The sequence below is a fragment of the Chryseobacterium sp. Marseille-Q8038 genome (genome assembly GCF_965111995.1).
Genome location: NZ_CBCOPN010000001.1, coordinates 2,765,224 through 2,783,463, shown reverse-complemented (window position 1 = coordinate 2,783,463; position 18,240 = coordinate 2,765,224). Strand labels below are relative to the sequence as shown.

The following is an 18,240-nucleotide window of genomic DNA, read 5'->3' as shown; positions in this document are numbered from 1 at the left end:
AAATTTAAAGTTTAAGGTTTAAAGTTTTGAGGTTGTTCTCAGAGCTTGAATGAAATGTATATTACTCATTGCTCATTATTCATTACTTATAATTATCGCTTATGTCAGAAAAACAGAGAATTTCAGATGTTTCATGGAAAAAATGGGGACCCTATGTCAGTAACCGTGAATGGGGACTTGTTCGTGAAGACTATAGTGAAAATGGAGATGCCTGGAATTATACAGGCCATGATACGGCAGAAGCCAAAACTTACCGCTGGGGTGAGGAAGGAATATGCGGAATCTGTGATGATCTCCAGAAGCTGATATTTTCTGTGGGATTCTGGAACAAAAAGGATAAGATGGTAAAAGAAAGATTCTTTGGACTCACGAACGGGCAGGGAAACCATGGTGAAGATGTAAAAGAATACTTTTATTATATAGATTCCACTCCTACGCATTCCTATATGAAAATGCTGTATAAGTATCCTCAAAATACTTTCCCCTATGAAGATCTGATAAAAACAAATGCAGCGAGAGGAAAAGAAGAACAGGAATATGAATTGATTGATACAGGGATTTTTGATCACAATGAATATTTTGACATCTTTATTGAATATGCAAAGGAAAGCCAGAATGATATTCTTGTCAGAATAACAATTGTCAATAAATCTGGAAAAGAAGCTCCTCTTTTACTATTGCCGACAGTTTGGTTCAGAAATACATGGAATTGGGGATATGATGACTACAAGCCTCAATTGTCTGCTGAAGATTCTGATCATATGAATGTCAGCCATAAGGATATTGAGATAAAAAATGTGTATGCAAAACAATCTTTAAAGACCCTGTTTTGCAACAATGAAACCAATAATGAAAGGCTTTACCAGTCTTCCAATGAATCAAAATACTGTAAAGACGGGATTAATAATTTTGTGATGACAGGAAATTCCCAGTCTGTCAATCCTCAGAATACCGGAACAAAAGCTTCTTTTTTCATTGATGAGGATTTTCAGGCGGGAGAATCTAAAATATTTGAATTCAGACTTACAGATAAGGATATAAGAGAACCCTTTAAAGACTTCGATGCTCTTTTTGAACAAAGACAGAAAGAAGCAGATGAATTTTATGCAGAAATCCAGAAAGGTATTTCTTCCGAAGATGAAAAACTGGTACAAAGACAAGCTTTTGCAGGAATGTTGTGGAACAAAATGTTTTACCACTATAATGTTGAAAAATGGCTCAAAGGAGATCCTGCAGAAATGCCTCCTCCAAAGTCCAGAGAGAAAATAAGAAACTACGACTGGAAGCATCTTAATAATGAACATATTATTTCCATGCCTGATAAATGGGAATATCCGTGGTATGCCACCTGGGATCTGGCGTTTCATACCATTAGTTTTTCACTGATAGATCCGGATTTTGCAAAACATCAGCTTAAACTTTTCCTGTTTGAATGGTATATGCATCCTAACGGACAGCTTCCTGCTTACGAGTGGAATTTCAGTGATGTGAATCCTCCGGTACATGCATGGGCCGTATTCAGAGTATTCAAAATTGATGAATACTTAAAAGACAAACCTGATCTGGAATTTTTGGAAAGTGCTTTCCAGAAGCTGTTGATGAATTTCACCTGGTGGGTTAACAAAAAAGACCTTAATGGCAACAATATCTTTGAAGGCGGATTTTTAGGGCTTGATAATATTGGTGTTTTTGACCGGAATACTGTTTTACCAAACGGAGAACAGCTGGAGCAGTCGGACGGTACGAGCTGGATGGCTATGTTTGCCCTGAATATGATGAGAATTGCTTTGGAACTGGCTCTCTATAACAATGTGTATGAGGAAATGGCGATGAAGTTTTTCGAACACTTTCTGGCTATTGCCCACTCACTGGACAATATGGGTGATGAAAATTTCAGCCTTTGGGATGAACAGGATGAATTTTTTTACGATGCCATAGCTTCCAATGATGGAACACATATGTACCTGAAGTTAAGAACCATTGTTGGATTGATTCCAATGTTTGCCGTTGAGGTCATTGATGATGAAATGATTGAAAACCTTCCCAATTTCAAGAAAAGAATGAAATGGGTACTGGATAATAAACCGGAACTTGCCTCTTTGGTTTCAAGGTGGGAAGTGAAAGGGCAGGATTCCAAACACCTTTTATCTTTACTTCGGGGGCACCGTTTGAAAAGACTACTAAGCCGGATGTTGAATCCGGATGAGTTTTTAAGCGATTATGGGGTGAGGGCTTTATCCAAGGAATATGAAAACAATCCTTATACATTACTGCTGAATGACACGAATTATAGTGTAAAATATACACCTGCAGAAAGTGATAGCGGACTTTTTGGAGGGAACAGCAACTGGCGCGGTCCGGTATGGTTTCCTATCAATTTCCTTATTATTGATAGTCTTCAGCGTTTTTTCTTTTACTATAGCCCTGATTTTTTAGTGGAATATCCTACGGGAAGCGGAAACTATTCAAATCTGGATCAGATTGCAGATGCTCTAAACAAGAGGCTTGCCAAGATATTTTTGAAAGATGAAAATGGAAAAAGACCGGTTCATGGTCAGTATGAAAGATTTCAGACAGATCCGGATTTCAAAGATTATATCCTGTTCTATGAATATTTTCACGGTGATAACGGTCGTGGAGTAGGAGCTTCCCATCAGACAGGATGGACGGGACTTATTGCCAAAATTCTACAACCCCGGTTTTCCAAAAAAGAAATGGCAGAATCCGAAACGGAAATGCCGGATGATGTTGAAAAAACAAAAGAAAAGTAAGAAGACAAATTGGGCTTATTCAAATATCTGTTGTATAACCTCCAGTGAGGCCGGAGTTTTGAAATCCGTAATATGATAATGATAGTATACCAAAAGACTGTCAAGGAAATCTTTTCTTAAAGACGAATGGATTTTTGTGGAGTAAAAATCTTCTGCACAAAGGGCTTTTTTCCACAGTGTGGAAATTTCCTCATTGAAAAGCTGATGACATATTCCCGGGGAAAAAGTTCCCGTTTCAGGATCTAAAAACCGGCCTTCACTCAGCAAAGGAGCAACGCCCTGTATTTTTAAAAAAGCCAGCAAAAACAGAAGGTGTGCCTGATAATTTTTATGAGTCAGTTCACTGATAAAATGATTGATACCGGAATAGATCGGAATATTTTTATTCTCATACTTCAGAATATGGCTCAGAAAATCTGAGATAAAGAAAATCACAGTATTGACCCTTATATCGGTGTAAATATCATTGTTTTTTACCAGTTCAAACTTTGAAACAGACGGTATACCGTTGCCTCTGGATGGATTTACAGAAAAATTAAGCTGGCTCAATGGCTGAAGCAGGGCTTTCTTTTTATTCTTTTTGGAATATATTCCTTTCAGAAAATAGCTTTGAAAACCCTCTTCTTCTGTAAAACAATGCAATACAGCATCATTTTCCCCATATTTTATAAACGAAAGTAAAAAACCGTTTTGTGAATTCATTAATTAACCACTCCTATTTTGGCGGTAGCTTTATCAGATCCGTCTTCATTCGTCATCAGGACAAAATAAATCCCTGATGCTACTCTTGTTCCTTTCTGGTTATTAAGATCCCATTCATAATAACCTCCTCTTGCTACTGCAGAGTGAACTACATTTCCTGCAGCATCCACAATTCTTATATTGGTTTTTTCTGCCAGACCTTTAATCGTAACTTTTCCTTTGAAATTGGAATAAACAACAGGATTAGGATACACCATAACATCTCCGAAATTAGAGGTCACATCTGCAACATCTCCCTGATAGGTTACAATACCATTATATGTTACAAAATATACTTTCCCTGTTTTTTTATCAACTTTTATATCAGTAACACTATTTGTAGGAAGAGGTGAATTTTCCTTTGTAAAATGCTTTATGGTTCTCTGACCATCAGAAGAAAGGTAATAAACACCACCACCATCAACAGATACCCATTTATAATCACCGGCATCTACTGCAATCTGCAGAATTGCTGATTCTCTGAAAAGTTCTTCACCCAAACCATTCTGCTCTATAACTATAGGTTCTACTTCAGGTTGGGCATTCTTTATTTCGGACGCTGCGTTGCGCATGATTCTTAAACCTCCATCCGTACCGATCCAGGAATCACCGGATTTATCAAATGCAACGGATAATATTCCTCCTGAACTATTAAATCCGTTAGAACTACCTAAGATATAATCAGTGTCATCGGAAAGATTAGTTGCATTTTTATAGTCATATACCCAAAAATTATTAGATCTTGGTAGCGGTGTCCAAAGCATATTTTCATGGAAAACAGGCTTCTGTATCCCGTCGCTGGCAAGAACTATTTTCTTGATAAGAAAATCATCGCTTGCTTTATCATAGATTCCCATAGAAGGGTTTCCATCGTTGAATCCAAAAGAAACAAACAGATTATTCTGAGGATCTACAGCAAAACCTACAGGACGTCTGTAATAAGGTTGTGCTCCAAGATCATAATATTTTACCAGTTCAAAATCTTTGCTTGTGGCATTATATTTCATTCTATATACTCCGTTAGCACGCATTGTATAATTGGTAAAGAGTACTTCATTGCCATTGTAAGGACTAATAATAGCATCCAGTACATTAACGAACTCTGGAGGATTTTTAACAAAGAATGAAGGATAAATCCATTCTGTACCATTGAAATAATAAAAACCAGGACTTGGTTTTTGTGCAGGAATAGCCGGGTGGTTATAGTTATTTGCTCTGGCACCAGAAGAAACCAAAAGCTGGTTATTATCAAAAAGATTGATATTATAGGCAAAATTGAAGAAAGGGCCTGAGGGTTTAAAAGTATTGTTACTTTCATCCTTTATCCCTGACAATACTGTTCCTCCTAAAATTTTTCCACCGGCTGTTAGTGCAGTATTACATTCTTCACCAAGGCTTACTGCATTTTGTGATACTCCATTGATGCCGTAAGTGTACACTCTGTTATCTGTAACAACAATACTATTGGAGGTAATGACAACATCCCGGATTTTTTCAAAAGTAGTAGGAAGTTGTGTTGGGGTACCGTTGTTATAAATATAGGCTGATGTCTCCGTTGAGAAAACCAGTTCTGATTCTGAATCTATATGTTTAAAAGCTCCGGGAGCTTCCGTTGTCCAGGTAGAATATACCGGAAATGTAGTATTCATTTGATGGCTTTTCAATCCTGTGTCAGTCACAGAATATACTTTATTCCCGAATATTGTGGCTTCATTACTTGCCTGGTAAACCCCGCCAGACAGGAAAAATGCTGAATCACCAAATTCTTTATTCTGCAGATTAAATATGGATAGCCCATATCCTACAGAAATTACCGCCTGATCTCCGGTTATGGAAATATGATTGATTTTTTTATTCCCGTTGTATCCTGTAGCAATAGGAATATCAACAATATATTTGATCTCTTGTGGCGTGATCACATCCATAGATCCGTTTTCATAACCGATAAGCCCGGTTTTAGTCTGTGGATTATAATCAAAGGCTGTGATTCCGATATTGTGCAGGCCATTGGCCTTGGATAACTTCGTAATTTCTCCCGTTGATATGGTATAATAGAATATTCCGTTTTCTGTAGCTGCAATGATTTTTCCATTGTCTTCTTTCATTGCTAAGATCTTGTTGTAAGAAAAAAGATCAGCCCATTTTTTGGATGAAATAACCTGAGCCTTTATCAGCTGCAGGGATGCTAAAATACCAAGAGAAATTATAGAGAGTTTTTTCATATTATGCGGTTATGCTGCTATCTATTACCTGATTGTTCCAGGAAATATGCTGTACGTTTTTGTTTGTATCAAAATAAAAATCTATTCTGCCCAAAAGAAGTCCTGCCCATCCAACCTGGTTGACAAGAACATTTTTGCCCTGTCTGTTGGTAAAAGATTGAGGTTCTGGTAAGAATGTATGAGTATGGCCTCCTAAGATAATATCAATATTTTCTGTATTGGCGGCTAAAATTTTATCGCTTATTTTATTCGGTTCATCTCTGTAGTCGTAGCCAATGTGTGAAAGGCAAATTACCAGATCACATTTCTGATCTTTTTTCAGGAAATCTGAATAATGCTGTGCTACATCAATTGGATTGGAATACACGGTTTCTCCATACTGTTTTTTGCCTACAAGACCATCCAGCTGGATTCCCACTCCGAAGATTCCTACTTTGATGCCATTCTTGTTGAAGATCTGATAAGGGGAAGTTTTCCCATCAAGAACGGTATTTTTAAAATCATAATTGGAACAGATAAAAGGAAACTTCGCATTAGGAAGCACTTTTAAAAACCCATCAAGACCATTGTCGAAATCATGATTTCCCATGGTAGAGGCATCATATTTCATCATGGACATTAATTTGAACTCCAGTTCTCCTCCGAAGAAATTAAAATAAGGAGTTCCCTGGAAAATATCTCCCGAATCAAGAAGAAGAACATTATTTTCCTGATTTCTGATTTGTTGAATTAAATTCGCTCTTCTTGCAAAGCCTCCCTGATTGGGGTTTTTTGTATAGCTTGCATCAAAAGGCTCTATTCTGCTATGTTGGTCATTGGTATGAAGAATGGTCAGTTTATTTGCTGATTTTACAGTAAGGATTTTTAATTCTTCCGCCATCATCATGTTGGGAGCTAAAGCCATTGCTAAAGATCCGCCGCCTATTGCTTTTAAAAAACTTTTTCTATCCATTATTTCTTCCCGATAAAATTTAAACGAACCTCAGAATTTGCCACAACTTCAGGTGATTTCTTAAAATAATCAATAAATAAATCTCTCATTTTAATCCCTGTTGCAATGGATTCTCCTTTTGCGAAGAACTTCATATTGTCTCCTCCCAGAGCAAGATAGTCTGAAGTGGCAATATAATAATCTTTTGCCGGATCTACTGCTTTTCCGTTGATTAAGGTTTTGATTACCTGTCCGTTATTTGTTTCAATGTATAAATGAGAAACAGGATTGTTGACCTGCGTTTTTGCATAATACTCAAAAAGCCCCTGTAAATCTGCTCCTTTCATTTTTACAATGACTACCTCATTTTCGAAAGGCATTACTTCAAATACATTTTTAAGTAAAATATCTCCTTTTCCGATAGTGGTACGGATACCTCCGATATTGATCAGCGCAGCATCTACGTTTTGCTTAAGATGAGTTTTAATCCATTCATTACCTCCTTCAAACGTATAGTCAGCTAAAAGATTTCCCAGATTGCTGTTATCACCCTGCTTGGTAAGATCCACATTCGTGTGTGAGATCTTCTGGTTCATTTCTTTGTCCAGTTTCTGCTTATAGGGCTCAATAAACTTTACAAACTCCTCATCATTCTTTAGCTCATTATTAATAGAAATATTTTTCTGGGTCTTTACATTCACAAGCATCGGCGCAGAAGCCGTTTTGCATGCTGTAAGGGACGCCAGAGCAATTCCTAGTAACAAGAATTTATTTTTCATAATCTCTTTTAGTATATGCAAATATAACTATATGTATAATAAAACATTATTATTTATTACAAATTCTTACCGTAAATTATTAAATTTGGCAAAAATAATTCTAACAGATGAGCATTTTAAAAGGAGTAGGTGTTGCATTGGTAACACCCTTTAATGAAGATTTATCCGTTGACTTCGATAGTTTAACAAAACTTGTGGAGTACAATATCGACAACGGGACCAATTATTTGGTTGTATTGGGAACAACGGCAGAAGCCGCAACGCTTTCTGCTGAGGAGAAGAAACAGGTAATTGAGCATATCATTAAGGTAAATAATAAACGTCTTCCTTTAGTGTTGGGAATTGGCGGTAACGATACTCTTGATGTCAAGAAACAGATTGAAGAAGCAGACCTTTCTGCATTTGAAGCAGTACTTTCTGTATCTCCATATTATAATAAACCTAACCAGGAAGGTCTTTATCAGCATTATAAAGCGTTAGCTTCCACAGGAAAAAATATTATCATTTATAATGTTCCTTCAAGAACCGGGCAGAATGTAGAAGCAGATACTACGATTCGTCTTGCAAAAGAATTCCCTAATTTGTTTTTGATTAAAGAAGCTGCACCTAATATTTTACAGTACTTTGATATTCTGAGAAAGAAACCTGAAGGTTTTTCCTTAGTTTCCGGAGATGATGAATATACATTACCTGTAACATTAGCGGGAGGTGATGGTGTAATTTCCGTAATCGGGCAGGCGTATCCTAAAGAATTTTCTACTATGGTACAACTGGCTTTTGAAGGAAAGGTAAAAGAAGCTTATGAAATCCACAATAAGCTGGTAGATATTACCCGTCTGATTTTTGCAGAAGGAAACCCTTGCGGTATTAAAGTAATATTGACAGAAAAAGGGATTATTAAGAATTATCTGAGACTTCCTTTGGTAAAGGCTTCAGAAGGTCTTCATGCAAAAATTAAGGCTGAAATGGCAACCCTTTAATAATGAACTGGCAGGATGAATTTTAATCATGTTTTAAAACTCATCAGTCATCATTGAATAATATAAAGAGTGAAAAGTTTAGGCTTTTCACTTTTTTTAATCATCATACTATAACAAATCATGAAATTAAAACAGGCAACAGCTGCAGATATCCCGTTGATTCAGGATCTTGCGCGAAGATCATGGGAAAATGCTTATGCAGATATTCTTTCGAAGGAGCAGATGGAATTCATGCTTTCTGAAATGTATTCTGAAACTGAAATTCTCAATCATTTCCAAAATCCGCATTATCACTATTACCTTATTCAGGATGAAGATAATGATTCTTATGAAGGCTTTATCGGATACGAGCATCATTATGAAGAAAAAACCACCAAGTTGCATCGCATTTATCTGGTTCCGGAGAGCAAAGGAAAGGGGTTTGGAAAAGAAGCACTCCAGTTTCTCAATAAGAAGGTTTTTGAAAACGGAAACAATAGAATTATTTTGAATGTCAATAAATACAATTCTGCCAGAAACTTCTATGAATCCCAAGGATACAGGGTTTACGATGAAGGTGTTTTTGACATCGGGAACGGGTTTGTAATGGATGATTTTTTGATGGAATTTCTAATTCACAGATAAATGACTTAAAATTTTGTAACTTTATCCTGTAATTCTATAACAAGTGACTTCTTTTTTTAATTCATCTTTGCTTCAGAACCAAATCACTTATTACAATACATTCATATGCTTGGTTTTGAGCTGAATCAGCTTTTTATCAGTATATTTTTTTCATCCTTAGTGTTTAAATTCCTGTATTCTTAAATACAGGAGTTTTTGCGTCTATATGGCAAATATAAAAAATTTACACCTATTTCACTTTTAAATGAAATAAATTATTATATTTACTAAATAAAACTGGCTTTATATCTACTAGGATGAAAATGTATGTTAAATTTGATTTCAATGCCCTCTGCAAAAAGGTATTGGACGAGAAACTAAAAGAACACGGGCTGAAGTACAGGTTACTGAACTTCGGTGAAGTGGAATTCTATGAGCCCCTTACCCAAGAACAGCACAATCTTTTTAAGAAAAATCTTGAAGATTATGGTATCGAGATCATAGAAAGCCAAAAAACTGCTTTGGTACAGAAAATAAAAGATGCCATTGTAGAACTGGTCTTTTCTGATGAGATTATTCCGGTAAAAGCATCGATCTATATTTCTGAGAAGCTGAATCACAGCTACGGATATCTTTCCAATCTATTTTCAGAAGTAGCTTACACCTCTATAGAGAACTTTATCATTCTGCAAAAGATAGAGCATGCAAAAGCCCTGATTATAAGAAACAAGCAAAGCCTTACAGAAATTGCCCACAAGCTGAATTACTCCAGTGTGGCGCATTTGAGCACCCAGTTTAAAAATACAACAGGAATCACTCCATCCCAGTTTCAAAAGATTATTGGCAGGCGAAGAAGAGTACAAAGCATGGTAATAAATCCTAAAATGCAGTATGAATAAAGAATTTCTGAACGTAATAGTAGCAGATAGCGATGACAATACATTGATTTTTTTTAAAAACATTCTAAAAGAGTTGAAAATCTCTGTAAAAGTTCAATGTTTCAGTAACGGAAAAAACCTGATGGAATATCTCAATAATGATGATGCTGTAGTTCCGGAAATTGTTTTTATCAACTACGCTATTCCTGGAAAGACAAGCATGGAGTGCCTGGAAGATATCACTTCAAATTCAAAATTCAAGAATATGGTGACGGCTATTTTTTCTGAACCGATTCCGGAAAATGAAATAGAAGATATTTTTGTAAAAGGAGCTCACATTTTTATGAAAAAACAGGATTGTTTTGATAAGCTTAAAAAGGTACTTACGGAAGTTATTACCATCAATTGGCAGTATCACACGTCAGGATTGAATAAAGATAATTTAATCCTGAAAGTATGATGGATAAAGGATTTATTAATTTAATATTAAAAAAATATGAATCATATTTACTGCATACTATTCACAAATAAGTGATAATTTTATAACGAATAATTAAAATAATATAAAAGGCATCTGAATTAATATACTGACATTTGTAAAAGTAAACTCAGACACAAATTTCATTATATAGTAGAAGATACAGATGAATGAAAGGTAATTGTTTCTAAAAATAAAGAATTATATAAATCACGATGTTAGTTAACAAAATGAATTATAATAATTTTCCAATTTTAAAGCATAGAAGATCTTTAAACAAAACGGTACAATCATGAAAACTCAATAAGTAGTTGGAGGTATTTTTATTCGTTTCATTCCCTCATCTCCACCGAAAAACAGTTAGTTTTTATAATAAGCAAGTTGGAAAAAAATAATTCATTTTGTTTTTTATAATTTATTTTAATAGTTAGGTCTTAGACTATTTATCTATTATATTGTTATATAAATATTTTTTCACACCACACCACACCACATCACAAAATATTAAGCCTAACTATTAAAATAAATTTATTTTGAACAGACCAAAAGTAATTTCTTCTAAATAACAGTTTTATAAGGGGGCCGCAGGAAAATTTTCTGCGGTTTTTTTTATGATATTTTACTCCATTTATTTTTCCCTTTGTAGTACCTGATATAATAGTTTTTAATCATCAGATTATCCTGTCTGGAAAGCATTGGATCTGCTTCCAGTATTCTTTCTATCGTATTTTTTGTAGTTTTAATGATTGCCGAATCATTAATAAGATCCAGTCTTTTAAAATCTACCACGCCACTTTGCTGCGTACCCAGAATATCTCCCGGACCGCGAAGCTGCATATCCACTTCAGAAATTTTAAAACCATCATTGGTCTCAGTCATGGTCTTGATACGTGTTCTGCTTTCTTTGGATAATTTATCGGAAGTCATCAGGATACAGTAACTCTGTTCAGCACCTCTTCCCACACGTCCTCTGAGCTGGTGAAGCTGTGATAGCCCGAACCTTTCTGAACTTTCAATCACCATTACGGAAGCATTGGGAACATTTACCCCCACTTCAATGACCGTAGTTGCCACCATAATCTCTGCTTTACCCGAAGCAAAATAAGCCATTGCAGCATCTTTTTCGTCAGGTTTCATCTTACCATGCAGCATGGTTACATTGTATTCTGAAAAATATTCCATGACATGCTCCAGGCCTTCCATCAGGTTTTTATAATCTAAGGTTTCAGATTCCTCAATAAGAGGATATACGAAATAAACCTGTCTGCCTTTCTTAATTTCATCTTTGCAGAAATTATATACATACAATCTGTCTTTTTCACGTCTGTGAGCAGTAATGATAGGCTTTCTTCCTACAGGCATTTCATCAATAACGGAAACATCAAGATCAGAATAAAAACTCATAGCGAGAGTTCTGGGAATCGGTGTAGCGGTCATCACAAGAATGTGTGGCGGAATTTTATTTTTAGCCCAAAGTTTAGCCCGCTGAGCAACTCCGAATCTATGCTGCTCATCAATGATGGCTAATCCCAGGTTTTTAAATTTAACCTTGTCTTCTAAAACCGCATGAGTTCCTACCAAAATAGAAAGTGTACCATTTTCCAGCTCTTCATGAATGATTCTTCTTTCCGCTGCTTTGGTTGAACCTGTCAGGAGACGGATATTGATTCCTGTTTTTTCTAAAAGTTCTTTGATCCCATTATAATGCTGCTGGGCGAGAATTTCCGTAGGTGCCATCAAACAGCTCTGAAAACCATTATCCATAGCGATAAGCATGGTAAGAAGGGCTACCATTGTTTTTCCTGATCCTACATCACCTTGTAAAAGCCTGTTCATCTGAATAGGCCTCTTCATATCCACTCTGATTTCCTTTAAAACTCTTTTCTGTGCATTGGTAAGTTCAAAAGGAAGGTGGTTTTCATAAAAATCATTGAAATGATCCCCGATAATTGGAAAAGGATTACCGTGAGACTGCGTTTTATGATGTAATTTCTTTAAACCATATCCTAACTGAAAGAAGAATGATTCTTCAAATTTCAACCGGTAATCTGCTTTATCAAAATGTTCCTGATCTTTTGGAAAATGAACATTCAGAAAAGCATGTTGCCTGGACATAAATTTAAAGGTTTTCATCAGATACTCCGGAAAATTCTCTTCAATAAGATTCGGAATCTCTTTGCAGATATTTCTTAAAGCATTCTGAAAAAATCGTTGATTTAAACCTCTTTTAGTCAATTTTTCAGAACTTGGATAAATCGGTTTAAGCCGCGTTTCACCTTCTTTTTTTTCTTCCGCTTCTATTTCCGGATGAGGCATAGAAAACTGCCGGTTGAAAACATTGATCTTTCCAAAAATATAAACCTCTTTGTTGATGGGAAGCTGTTCTTTCAGCCATTTGGAATACTGAAACCACACCAGATCCATACTGCCGGTATCGTCATTAAATTTTGCAGATAACCTCTTGGTTTTCCCCGTTTGGATTTCCTGTACCTGAGTAATTTTTCCTCTCAGCTGGATTTCCTGACTACTTTCTTCTTGAAGCTGGGATATTTTATAAATTTTGCTTTTATCCAGGTAGCGGATAGGGTAGAAGTTCAACAGGTCTTCAACAGTTGATAATCCCAACACACTTTTGATGAGTTTGGCTCTTTCCGGACCTATTCCTTTTACGTATTCTATGGAAGTTTCTAAAGTCATTTTTGATTTGATATCTGGTTTCAATATCTCCAGATCTGTATGAAAAAACAAAGGTTCGAATTTCGGTAAAATAAAAAAGACTTCCAAAAAAATTGGAAGTCTGTATAGTGAATTTTTAGAATTGAACCCGAAAATTGGGGTTTTGAAGTTCTAAATTACTCTTTGATTTTAGATTTGAACTTTTTTTGGTAGTCTTCCCACTGTTCTCTGGTTTTAATCTTTTTGAACAAATCTTTTGAGATCAGTTCCAGATAAGGTTCCAGTTCTTTAGCGGATAATTCTCCCTGAAGAATGGTAATAGGGTCTCCGTGTTCATCCAGAAATACCGTACTCGGAACAGCTCCTACATTCATGTATTGTGTAAACTCGTGCAGGGAATTCTTTCCTTTTTTGTGCTCACTGTTCGGATTGGAAAATGTTCTTCCAAAGATTTCAATGCTCTTTTTTTCTTCTGCATTAAACTTTACCGGATAGTAATTCTCATTGAGAATTTGCGCAATCACAGGATGTCCATATGTTTTTTTATCCATGATTTTGCATGGGCCGCACCAGTCTGCATAAAAATCAATCAGTATTTTCTTGGGATTTTCTTTTTGGGCTTTTAAAGCTTCCTCAATGGTTATCCACTTTACCTGAGCAAAACTGAAATTTAATAAAAGTAAGAGGATTATGCTTAAAATTTTCTTCATATTGTGATATTTAGGTAAAAATAAGCATAATTACTTATTTTTTATTTTACATCTTGCATTAATTTTTTCACGTACGGAGATATCAAAATTAATACCACTCCGGCAATTATCGCATATAATCCCAATTGTTTATATCCATCAGTATAAGTGATCAATTCATCATAGTTGGTAGAACCTTCTTTTGACGTGGCAAGACTGGCTCCGATAATCCCTGCAACATACTGTCCGTAAGCTGAAGCAAGAAACCACATTCCCATCATCATCCCCTGAAGATTCTTGGTAGAAAGCTTTGTCATAATGGATAATCCGATAGGAGAGAGGCATAATTCTCCGAGAGTAATGATTAATAAGGCCAGAGTGAAGAAATTCAATGAAGTAATTCCTTGAAGGTCTGCAAATAAACGGGTAGCAAATAAGACATAATATCCTAATCCCAGGAAAATGAATCCTAATCCGAATTTGATAATGGTGTTGGGTTCAATTTTTCGCTTATTCAGCCAGATCCATAGAAGTCCGATTATTGGAGCAAGGAATATAATGAAGAAAGCACCACCTGAGTTATTCACACCATTTGGGTCTAACCCGAAAAGATCTTTGTTCAGGTTCTTAGCCGCAAAAATACTTAAAGAACCTCCACTTTGTTCATAGATTCCCCAGAAGATGATGGAGAATATAATGAAAACCAATGCTGCCCAAAGTTTTTTACGCTCGGAAGCTGTTACTTTAGACATTTCATAGAATAAATAGATTAAAGTCAATGGCCCGATTGTCCACATGAAATAATCTGTGTATTCTGTTTTGGCAACCATGGTCATAATAATGGGTACAAAAACCAATGACAAAACATATACTCCATATTCTTTCCATTTTGGTATGGGAGCTGTTTTTTCTTCTGCTAAAGGATGTCCCGGCTGTAGACCAATAGTTCCCAGTGTTCTTTGGGTGAATACAAAGTTAATCAGGCTTATTACCATTACTATTGAAGCCAATCCAAAAGCAATATGCCATCTCATCTCTTCTGGGATAATATTACTTAGAAATTCTCCTTTTCCAATGGCAATACATAAATAACCTCCCAGCAAAGCACCTAGGTTAATACCTGCATAGAAAAGTGAAAATCCTGCATCGGCTCTTGAATCATTAGGTTTGTAAAGTTGTCCTACCATAGATGAAATATTAGGTTTGAAGAAACCTGTACCTACTACGGTAAATGCTATTCCTAAGAAAAAGAATTTGTGTGGATCAGTAGCAAGGATTAAACTCCCTACGATCATCAGGAGACCACCCCAGAACAGGGATTTTCGGAATCCTAAAATTTTATCGGCAAAAAGACCGCCTATAAAAGTAAAGGCATATACGAAAGCCTGGGTGGCACCGTATTGAAGGTTGGCTTCTTTTTCATGGAAATTAAGTTGCGAGATCATAAAGAAAACCAACATTCCACGCATTCCGTAGAAACAGAAACGTTCCCACATTTCAGAGAAAAACAGACTCCAGATTTGTCTGGGATACTTTCCTTTGAAATTTTGTATTTCATCTAAAGTTAAGCTCATAATGATATATGATTAAGTTCTAATTAAGGGTTTTTATCTTTCTGATCCAGTTCAAAACGGATTCTGTCCTGGTCAATAATTTGTTTTAATTCTTCTTCTTTTGGGAGGTACAGCAGGTATTTGCTGGCAAATAAATTGTTTTTATCATTCAAAATGGAATATTTTACAATAGTTTCATCCTTTTCTGAACATAATAAAATTCCGATGGTTGGGTTATCTCCTTCACCGCGTTTTAGATCGTCATACATTCTTACATACATATCAATCTGCCCGATATCCTGATGAGAAAGTTCTCCGGTTTTTAAATCAATTATGACAAAGCATTTTAAGATGTAATTGTAGAAAACAAGATCAATGTAGAAGTCCGATGTATCTGTTGAGATATGTTGTTGCCTGGCTACAAAAGCGAACCCTTTCCCGAATTCCAATAAAAACTTCTGGATATGGTCAATAATGGCTGTTTCAATTTCTTTTTCAGAGAATTGTTCATCAGCTTTTAACCCAAGAAATTCAAAAATATAAGGATCTTTTAAAACACTGTGAATACTTTCCGAAGAAGACCTTGTATGCTCTAAAACCCTTTCGTAAGCTAGCGAATTGATTTGTCTTTTGAGATCTCTTACGTTCCAGTTATTTTGTACGGATTCATTTAGATAATAATGTCTTTTGTCTTTATTATCCTGACTTGAAAGTAATCTGTAATGTGACCAGCTCAATTGTTGAGACAATGTGTCAACAATTGGAAATGCAGTGTAAAACTTTCGCATATTGGATAAGTTGGTATAATCAAACCCTTTTCCAAATTCTAAGGTAAGTTTCTGAGAAAGTTTTTTCAGCGTATATTTTCCATATTCTGCACGTTCTTTTCCCTGTTGTTCATCTTCAACAATAAGTTTTCCAATTTGCCAGTAGGTAAGCAGTAAAGTAGAATTCGCTATTCGAAAAACTTTTTCGCGCGACTGTCTAATGATTTCCTTTACGGATTGGAATAAAGAATCTTCGGAAATTTCCATCGTACGAAAATAAAAAAAACCTCTGACTTAGCAGAGGTTTTATTATATTTTGTTGATACAATTAGTTTACACCATGCATCATTTTCTTTAAGATAGGTGAAATTAAACCTAAGATGACAGAAGCAATACCACAAAGCACTACGAATACCATGAAGAATTCAAATAAGTTGTGGATTTCAAATCCTACAAACGTAGGGTTGTGTAATGGAAGCTGAGCCTTATCAAAAGCCGCTACCTGATCTGCAGTTAAAGTTACTTTTTTATCTAGTACATCCTGAAGATTTACTCCTATTTCTTCTGCTTTTTTAAATTTATCACCTGTTGCAGGGATAAGTGCTCCCAATGAACCTGCCAATGCATAACCAGCAGCGTTGGAAATGAAGAAAACACCATATAATAATGAAGCAAATCTTTTCGGAGCCAGTTTACCTACTAGTGATAAACCGATTGGAGAAAGACAAAGCTCACCACAAGTCTGAATGAAATAAAGTAACATTAACCATTTGATTGCTAATAAACCTGAGTTTCCAAGATCCTTTACATTGTGTGCAATGATGAAATAAGAAAGAGCGATCAATGCTAATCCCATTGCTTGTTTGAAAGGAGATACCGGCTCTTTTCCTTTTGCTCTCAGTTTATCCCAACATAAACTGAAAGGAACTGCTAAAAGAACTACGAAAATTCCGTTGAAGATCTGAACCATTGAAGGAGGCATATTCCATCCGAAAATGTTTCTGTCTGTTTGGTTGTCTGCAATAAATGTTAATGAAGATCCTGCCTGTTCAAATGCTGCCCAGAAGAAAATAATAAAGAATGATACGATATAGATTACCCAGATTCTTTGTCTTTCAATTTTATTTTCTGCAGAAGACATAATCAGGAAGGCAAGGGAAATACCTGCGGAATAGATAAAAGGATAAATAATTCCTTTGATCATTTGACCCATTTCCACTGAGTTAAACCCAAGTTCTCCTACAAGTAAATATCTAAATACAAAGAATAGAACAACAAATATAGCTACAGTAATTCCTAAGAATGTACCAGAGAATTTTGCTGTTTGCGTTTCTCCTTCTTCGAAATCTGCACTTGTATTATTTTTAGGTAGTCCTCCGATAGGTCTTCCTTCCGGAGTTACTACATATTTGTTTTTAAGAATAAAGAATGTTATCGTTCCGATTACCATGGCAATAGAAGCTGCTAAGAATCCCCATTTGAAAGCAAAAATATCTCTTACTCCAGTGGTCGCATCTTTTACGTCTCCTACGTATGGACAGATAAACTGACCTAAGAACGCCCCAATGTTAATCCCCATATAGAAAATGGTGAAAGCAGAATCCAGTTTAGATTTTTCCTGCTTTGGATAAAGGCTTCCTACCATTGAGGAAATATTCGGTTTGAAGAATCCATTACCGAAAATAATAACGAATAATGCCAGCCACATAATAAGTTTGGCACTTCCGATATCCGCGGAGAAAGTAGAGGCACTGATGAATAATAGGAACTGACCAATCGCCATTAATGATCCACCAATGATGATGGCATATCTGTTTCCGATGTATTTATCAGCAATAAATCCTCCCAAAAGAGGGGTTAGATAACATAAAGCTAGAAATCCACCATAGATGATCGCTGCATCAGCTTCTTTTATTAATAAGGAATTTACCATGAAGAGCGTCAAAAGAGCTCTCATTCCATAAAAGTTGAAACGCTCCCACATTTCTGTTCCGAAAAGAACCCATAATCCTTTAGGATGCCTGGAATTCTTATTCTCTACAAATTCATCCGGCTTCGGACTCAATGCTTCAATATTATCCATTTCTATTGTTAATTTTTGTTAAGACTGACAAATATAGTTTATTTTGGGTTTTTGGCAAGGTTTTAATTTTATTTTTAAATAAAAAAGCT

General features: G+C 35.7%; 14 protein-coding genes. 5 read left to right on the top strand and 9 right to left on the bottom strand.

Annotated features, from left to right (window positions below):
• The first annotated feature begins 101 nt into the window (after positions 1 to 101).
• Positions 102 to 2,771, top strand: coding sequence for an MGH1-like glycoside hydrolase domain-containing protein (locus ACWPWS_RS12855; RefSeq protein ID WP_454046751.1), 2,670 nt, complete (start codon positions 102 to 104; stop codon positions 2,769 to 2,771).
• Between the two features lie 15 nt (positions 2,772 to 2,786).
• Here the strand turns inward: ACWPWS_RS12855 and recO are convergent, their stop codons facing one another.
• From recO to ACWPWS_RS12835, 4 genes are read right to left on the bottom strand one after another with little or no spacing between them, the layout of a single operon-like run.
• Complete coding sequence (gene recO / locus ACWPWS_RS12850; RefSeq protein WP_105684253.1) at positions 2,787 to 3,473, bottom strand: DNA repair protein RecO; 687 nt, start codon at positions 3,471 to 3,473, stop codon at positions 2,787 to 2,789.
• Positions 3,473 to 5,734 carry a type IX secretion system anionic LPS delivery protein PorZ gene (porZ, locus tag ACWPWS_RS12845; RefSeq protein WP_454046750.1) on the bottom strand — a complete coding sequence of 754 codons (2,262 nt, stop codon included), beginning with the start codon at positions 5,732 to 5,734 and terminating at the stop codon, positions 3,473 to 3,475. Before porZ ends, recO begins: the two co-directional genes overlap by 1 nt.
• A gap of 1 nt (position 5,735) precedes the next feature.
• A complete protein-coding gene (locus ACWPWS_RS12840) occupies positions 5,736 to 6,686 on the bottom strand; it encodes a bifunctional metallophosphatase/5'-nucleotidase (RefSeq protein ID WP_454046749.1) in 951 nt (316 codons plus the stop codon).
• Complete coding sequence (locus ACWPWS_RS12835; RefSeq protein WP_454046748.1) at positions 6,686 to 7,444, bottom strand: 5'-nucleotidase C-terminal domain-containing protein; 759 nt, start codon at positions 7,442 to 7,444, stop codon at positions 6,686 to 6,688. The genes ACWPWS_RS12840 and ACWPWS_RS12835 overlap by 1 nt, the downstream gene beginning before the upstream one ends.
• 107 nt (positions 7,445 to 7,551) lie before the next feature.
• On the opposite strand from ACWPWS_RS12835, the gene dapA reads away from it, so the two are divergent.
• The 4 genes from dapA to ACWPWS_RS12815 all read left to right on the top strand — a co-directional run bounded on the left by dapA (position 7,552) and on the right by ACWPWS_RS12815 (position 10,365).
• Positions 7,552 to 8,424, top strand: coding sequence for a 4-hydroxy-tetrahydrodipicolinate synthase (dapA, locus tag ACWPWS_RS12830; RefSeq protein ID WP_454046747.1), 873 nt, complete (start codon positions 7,552 to 7,554; stop codon positions 8,422 to 8,424).
• A gap of 120 nt (positions 8,425 to 8,544) precedes the next feature.
• Positions 8,545 to 9,048, top strand: coding sequence for a GNAT family N-acetyltransferase (locus ACWPWS_RS12825; RefSeq protein ID WP_454046746.1), 504 nt, complete (start codon positions 8,545 to 8,547; stop codon positions 9,046 to 9,048).
• Positions 9,049 to 9,344: 296 nt separating this feature from the next.
• The gene (locus ACWPWS_RS12820) at positions 9,345 to 9,926 is read left to right on the top strand and encodes a helix-turn-helix domain-containing protein (protein WP_105684247.1); all 582 of its coding nucleotides are present in this window, start codon (positions 9,345 to 9,347) and stop codon (positions 9,924 to 9,926) included.
• On the top strand, positions 9,919 to 10,365 hold the full coding sequence (locus ACWPWS_RS12815; protein WP_209785887.1) for a response regulator: 447 nt from the start codon (positions 9,919 to 9,921) through the stop codon (positions 10,363 to 10,365). Before ACWPWS_RS12820 ends, ACWPWS_RS12815 begins: the two co-directional genes overlap by 8 nt.
• A gap of 627 nt (positions 10,366 to 10,992) precedes the next feature.
• Here the strand turns inward: ACWPWS_RS12815 and recG are convergent.
• The 5 genes from recG to ACWPWS_RS12790 all read right to left on the bottom strand — a co-directional run bounded on the left by recG (position 10,993) and on the right by ACWPWS_RS12790 (position 18,151).
• Positions 10,993 to 13,080 (bottom strand): ATP-dependent DNA helicase RecG, encoded by a 2,088-nt coding sequence (recG, locus tag ACWPWS_RS12810; RefSeq protein ID WP_454046745.1) that lies wholly within the window; start codon positions 13,078 to 13,080, stop codon positions 10,993 to 10,995.
• A gap of 155 nt (positions 13,081 to 13,235) precedes the next feature.
• Complete coding sequence (locus ACWPWS_RS12805; RefSeq protein WP_454046744.1) at positions 13,236 to 13,769, bottom strand: thioredoxin family protein; 534 nt, start codon at positions 13,767 to 13,769, stop codon at positions 13,236 to 13,238.
• 41 nt (positions 13,770 to 13,810) lie between these two features.
• A complete protein-coding gene (locus tag ACWPWS_RS12800) occupies positions 13,811 to 15,322 on the bottom strand; it encodes a peptide MFS transporter (protein ID WP_209785885.1) in 1,512 nt (503 codons plus the stop codon).
• 23 nt (positions 15,323 to 15,345) lie between these two features.
• Positions 15,346 to 16,335 carry a PDDEXK nuclease domain-containing protein gene (locus ACWPWS_RS12795; protein WP_454046743.1) on the bottom strand — a complete coding sequence of 330 codons (990 nt, stop codon included), beginning with the start codon at positions 16,333 to 16,335 and terminating at the stop codon, positions 15,346 to 15,348.
• Positions 16,336 to 16,396: 61 nt separating this feature from the next.
• A complete protein-coding gene (locus tag ACWPWS_RS12790; RefSeq protein WP_209785883.1) occupies positions 16,397 to 18,151 on the bottom strand; it encodes a peptide MFS transporter in 1,755 nt (584 codons plus the stop codon).
• Positions 18,152 to 18,240 lie beyond the last annotated feature (89 nt).

Bases quoted from the DNA above. Each gene is read 5' to 3' on its own strand.
- ACWPWS_RS12855 (WP_454046751.1), top strand. From the start codon at position 102: ATGTCAGAAAAACAGAGAATTTCAGATGTTTCATGGAAAAAATGGGGA.
- recO (WP_105684253.1), bottom strand. From the start codon at position 3,473: ATGAATTCACAAAACGGTTTTTTACTTTCGTTTATAAAATATGGGGAA.
- porZ (WP_454046750.1), bottom strand. From the start codon at position 5,734: ATGAAAAAACTCTCTATAATTTCTCTTGGTATTTTAGCATCCCTGCAG.
- ACWPWS_RS12840 (WP_454046749.1), bottom strand. From the start codon at position 6,686: ATGGATAGAAAAAGTTTTTTAAAAGCAATAGGCGGCGGATCTTTAGCA.
- ACWPWS_RS12835 (WP_454046748.1), bottom strand. From the start codon at position 7,444: ATGAAAAATAAATTCTTGTTACTAGGAATTGCTCTGGCGTCCCTTACA.
- dapA (WP_454046747.1), top strand. From the start codon at position 7,552: ATGAGCATTTTAAAAGGAGTAGGTGTTGCATTGGTAACACCCTTTAAT.
- ACWPWS_RS12825 (WP_454046746.1), top strand. From the start codon at position 8,545: ATGAAATTAAAACAGGCAACAGCTGCAGATATCCCGTTGATTCAGGAT.
- ACWPWS_RS12820 (WP_105684247.1), top strand. From the start codon at position 9,345: ATGAAAATGTATGTTAAATTTGATTTCAATGCCCTCTGCAAAAAGGTA.
- ACWPWS_RS12815 (WP_209785887.1), top strand. From the start codon at position 9,919: ATGAATAAAGAATTTCTGAACGTAATAGTAGCAGATAGCGATGACAAT.
- recG (WP_454046745.1), bottom strand. From the start codon at position 13,080: ATGACTTTAGAAACTTCCATAGAATACGTAAAAGGAATAGGTCCGGAA.
- ACWPWS_RS12805 (WP_454046744.1), bottom strand. From the start codon at position 13,769: ATGAAGAAAATTTTAAGCATAATCCTCTTACTTTTATTAAATTTCAGT.
- ACWPWS_RS12800 (WP_209785885.1), bottom strand. From the start codon at position 15,322: ATGAGCTTAACTTTAGATGAAATACAAAATTTCAAAGGAAAGTATCCC.
- ACWPWS_RS12795 (WP_454046743.1), bottom strand. From the start codon at position 16,335: ATGGAAATTTCCGAAGATTCTTTATTCCAATCCGTAAAGGAAATCATT.
- ACWPWS_RS12790 (WP_209785883.1), bottom strand. From the start codon at position 18,151: ATGGATAATATTGAAGCATTGAGTCCGAAGCCGGATGAATTTGTAGAG.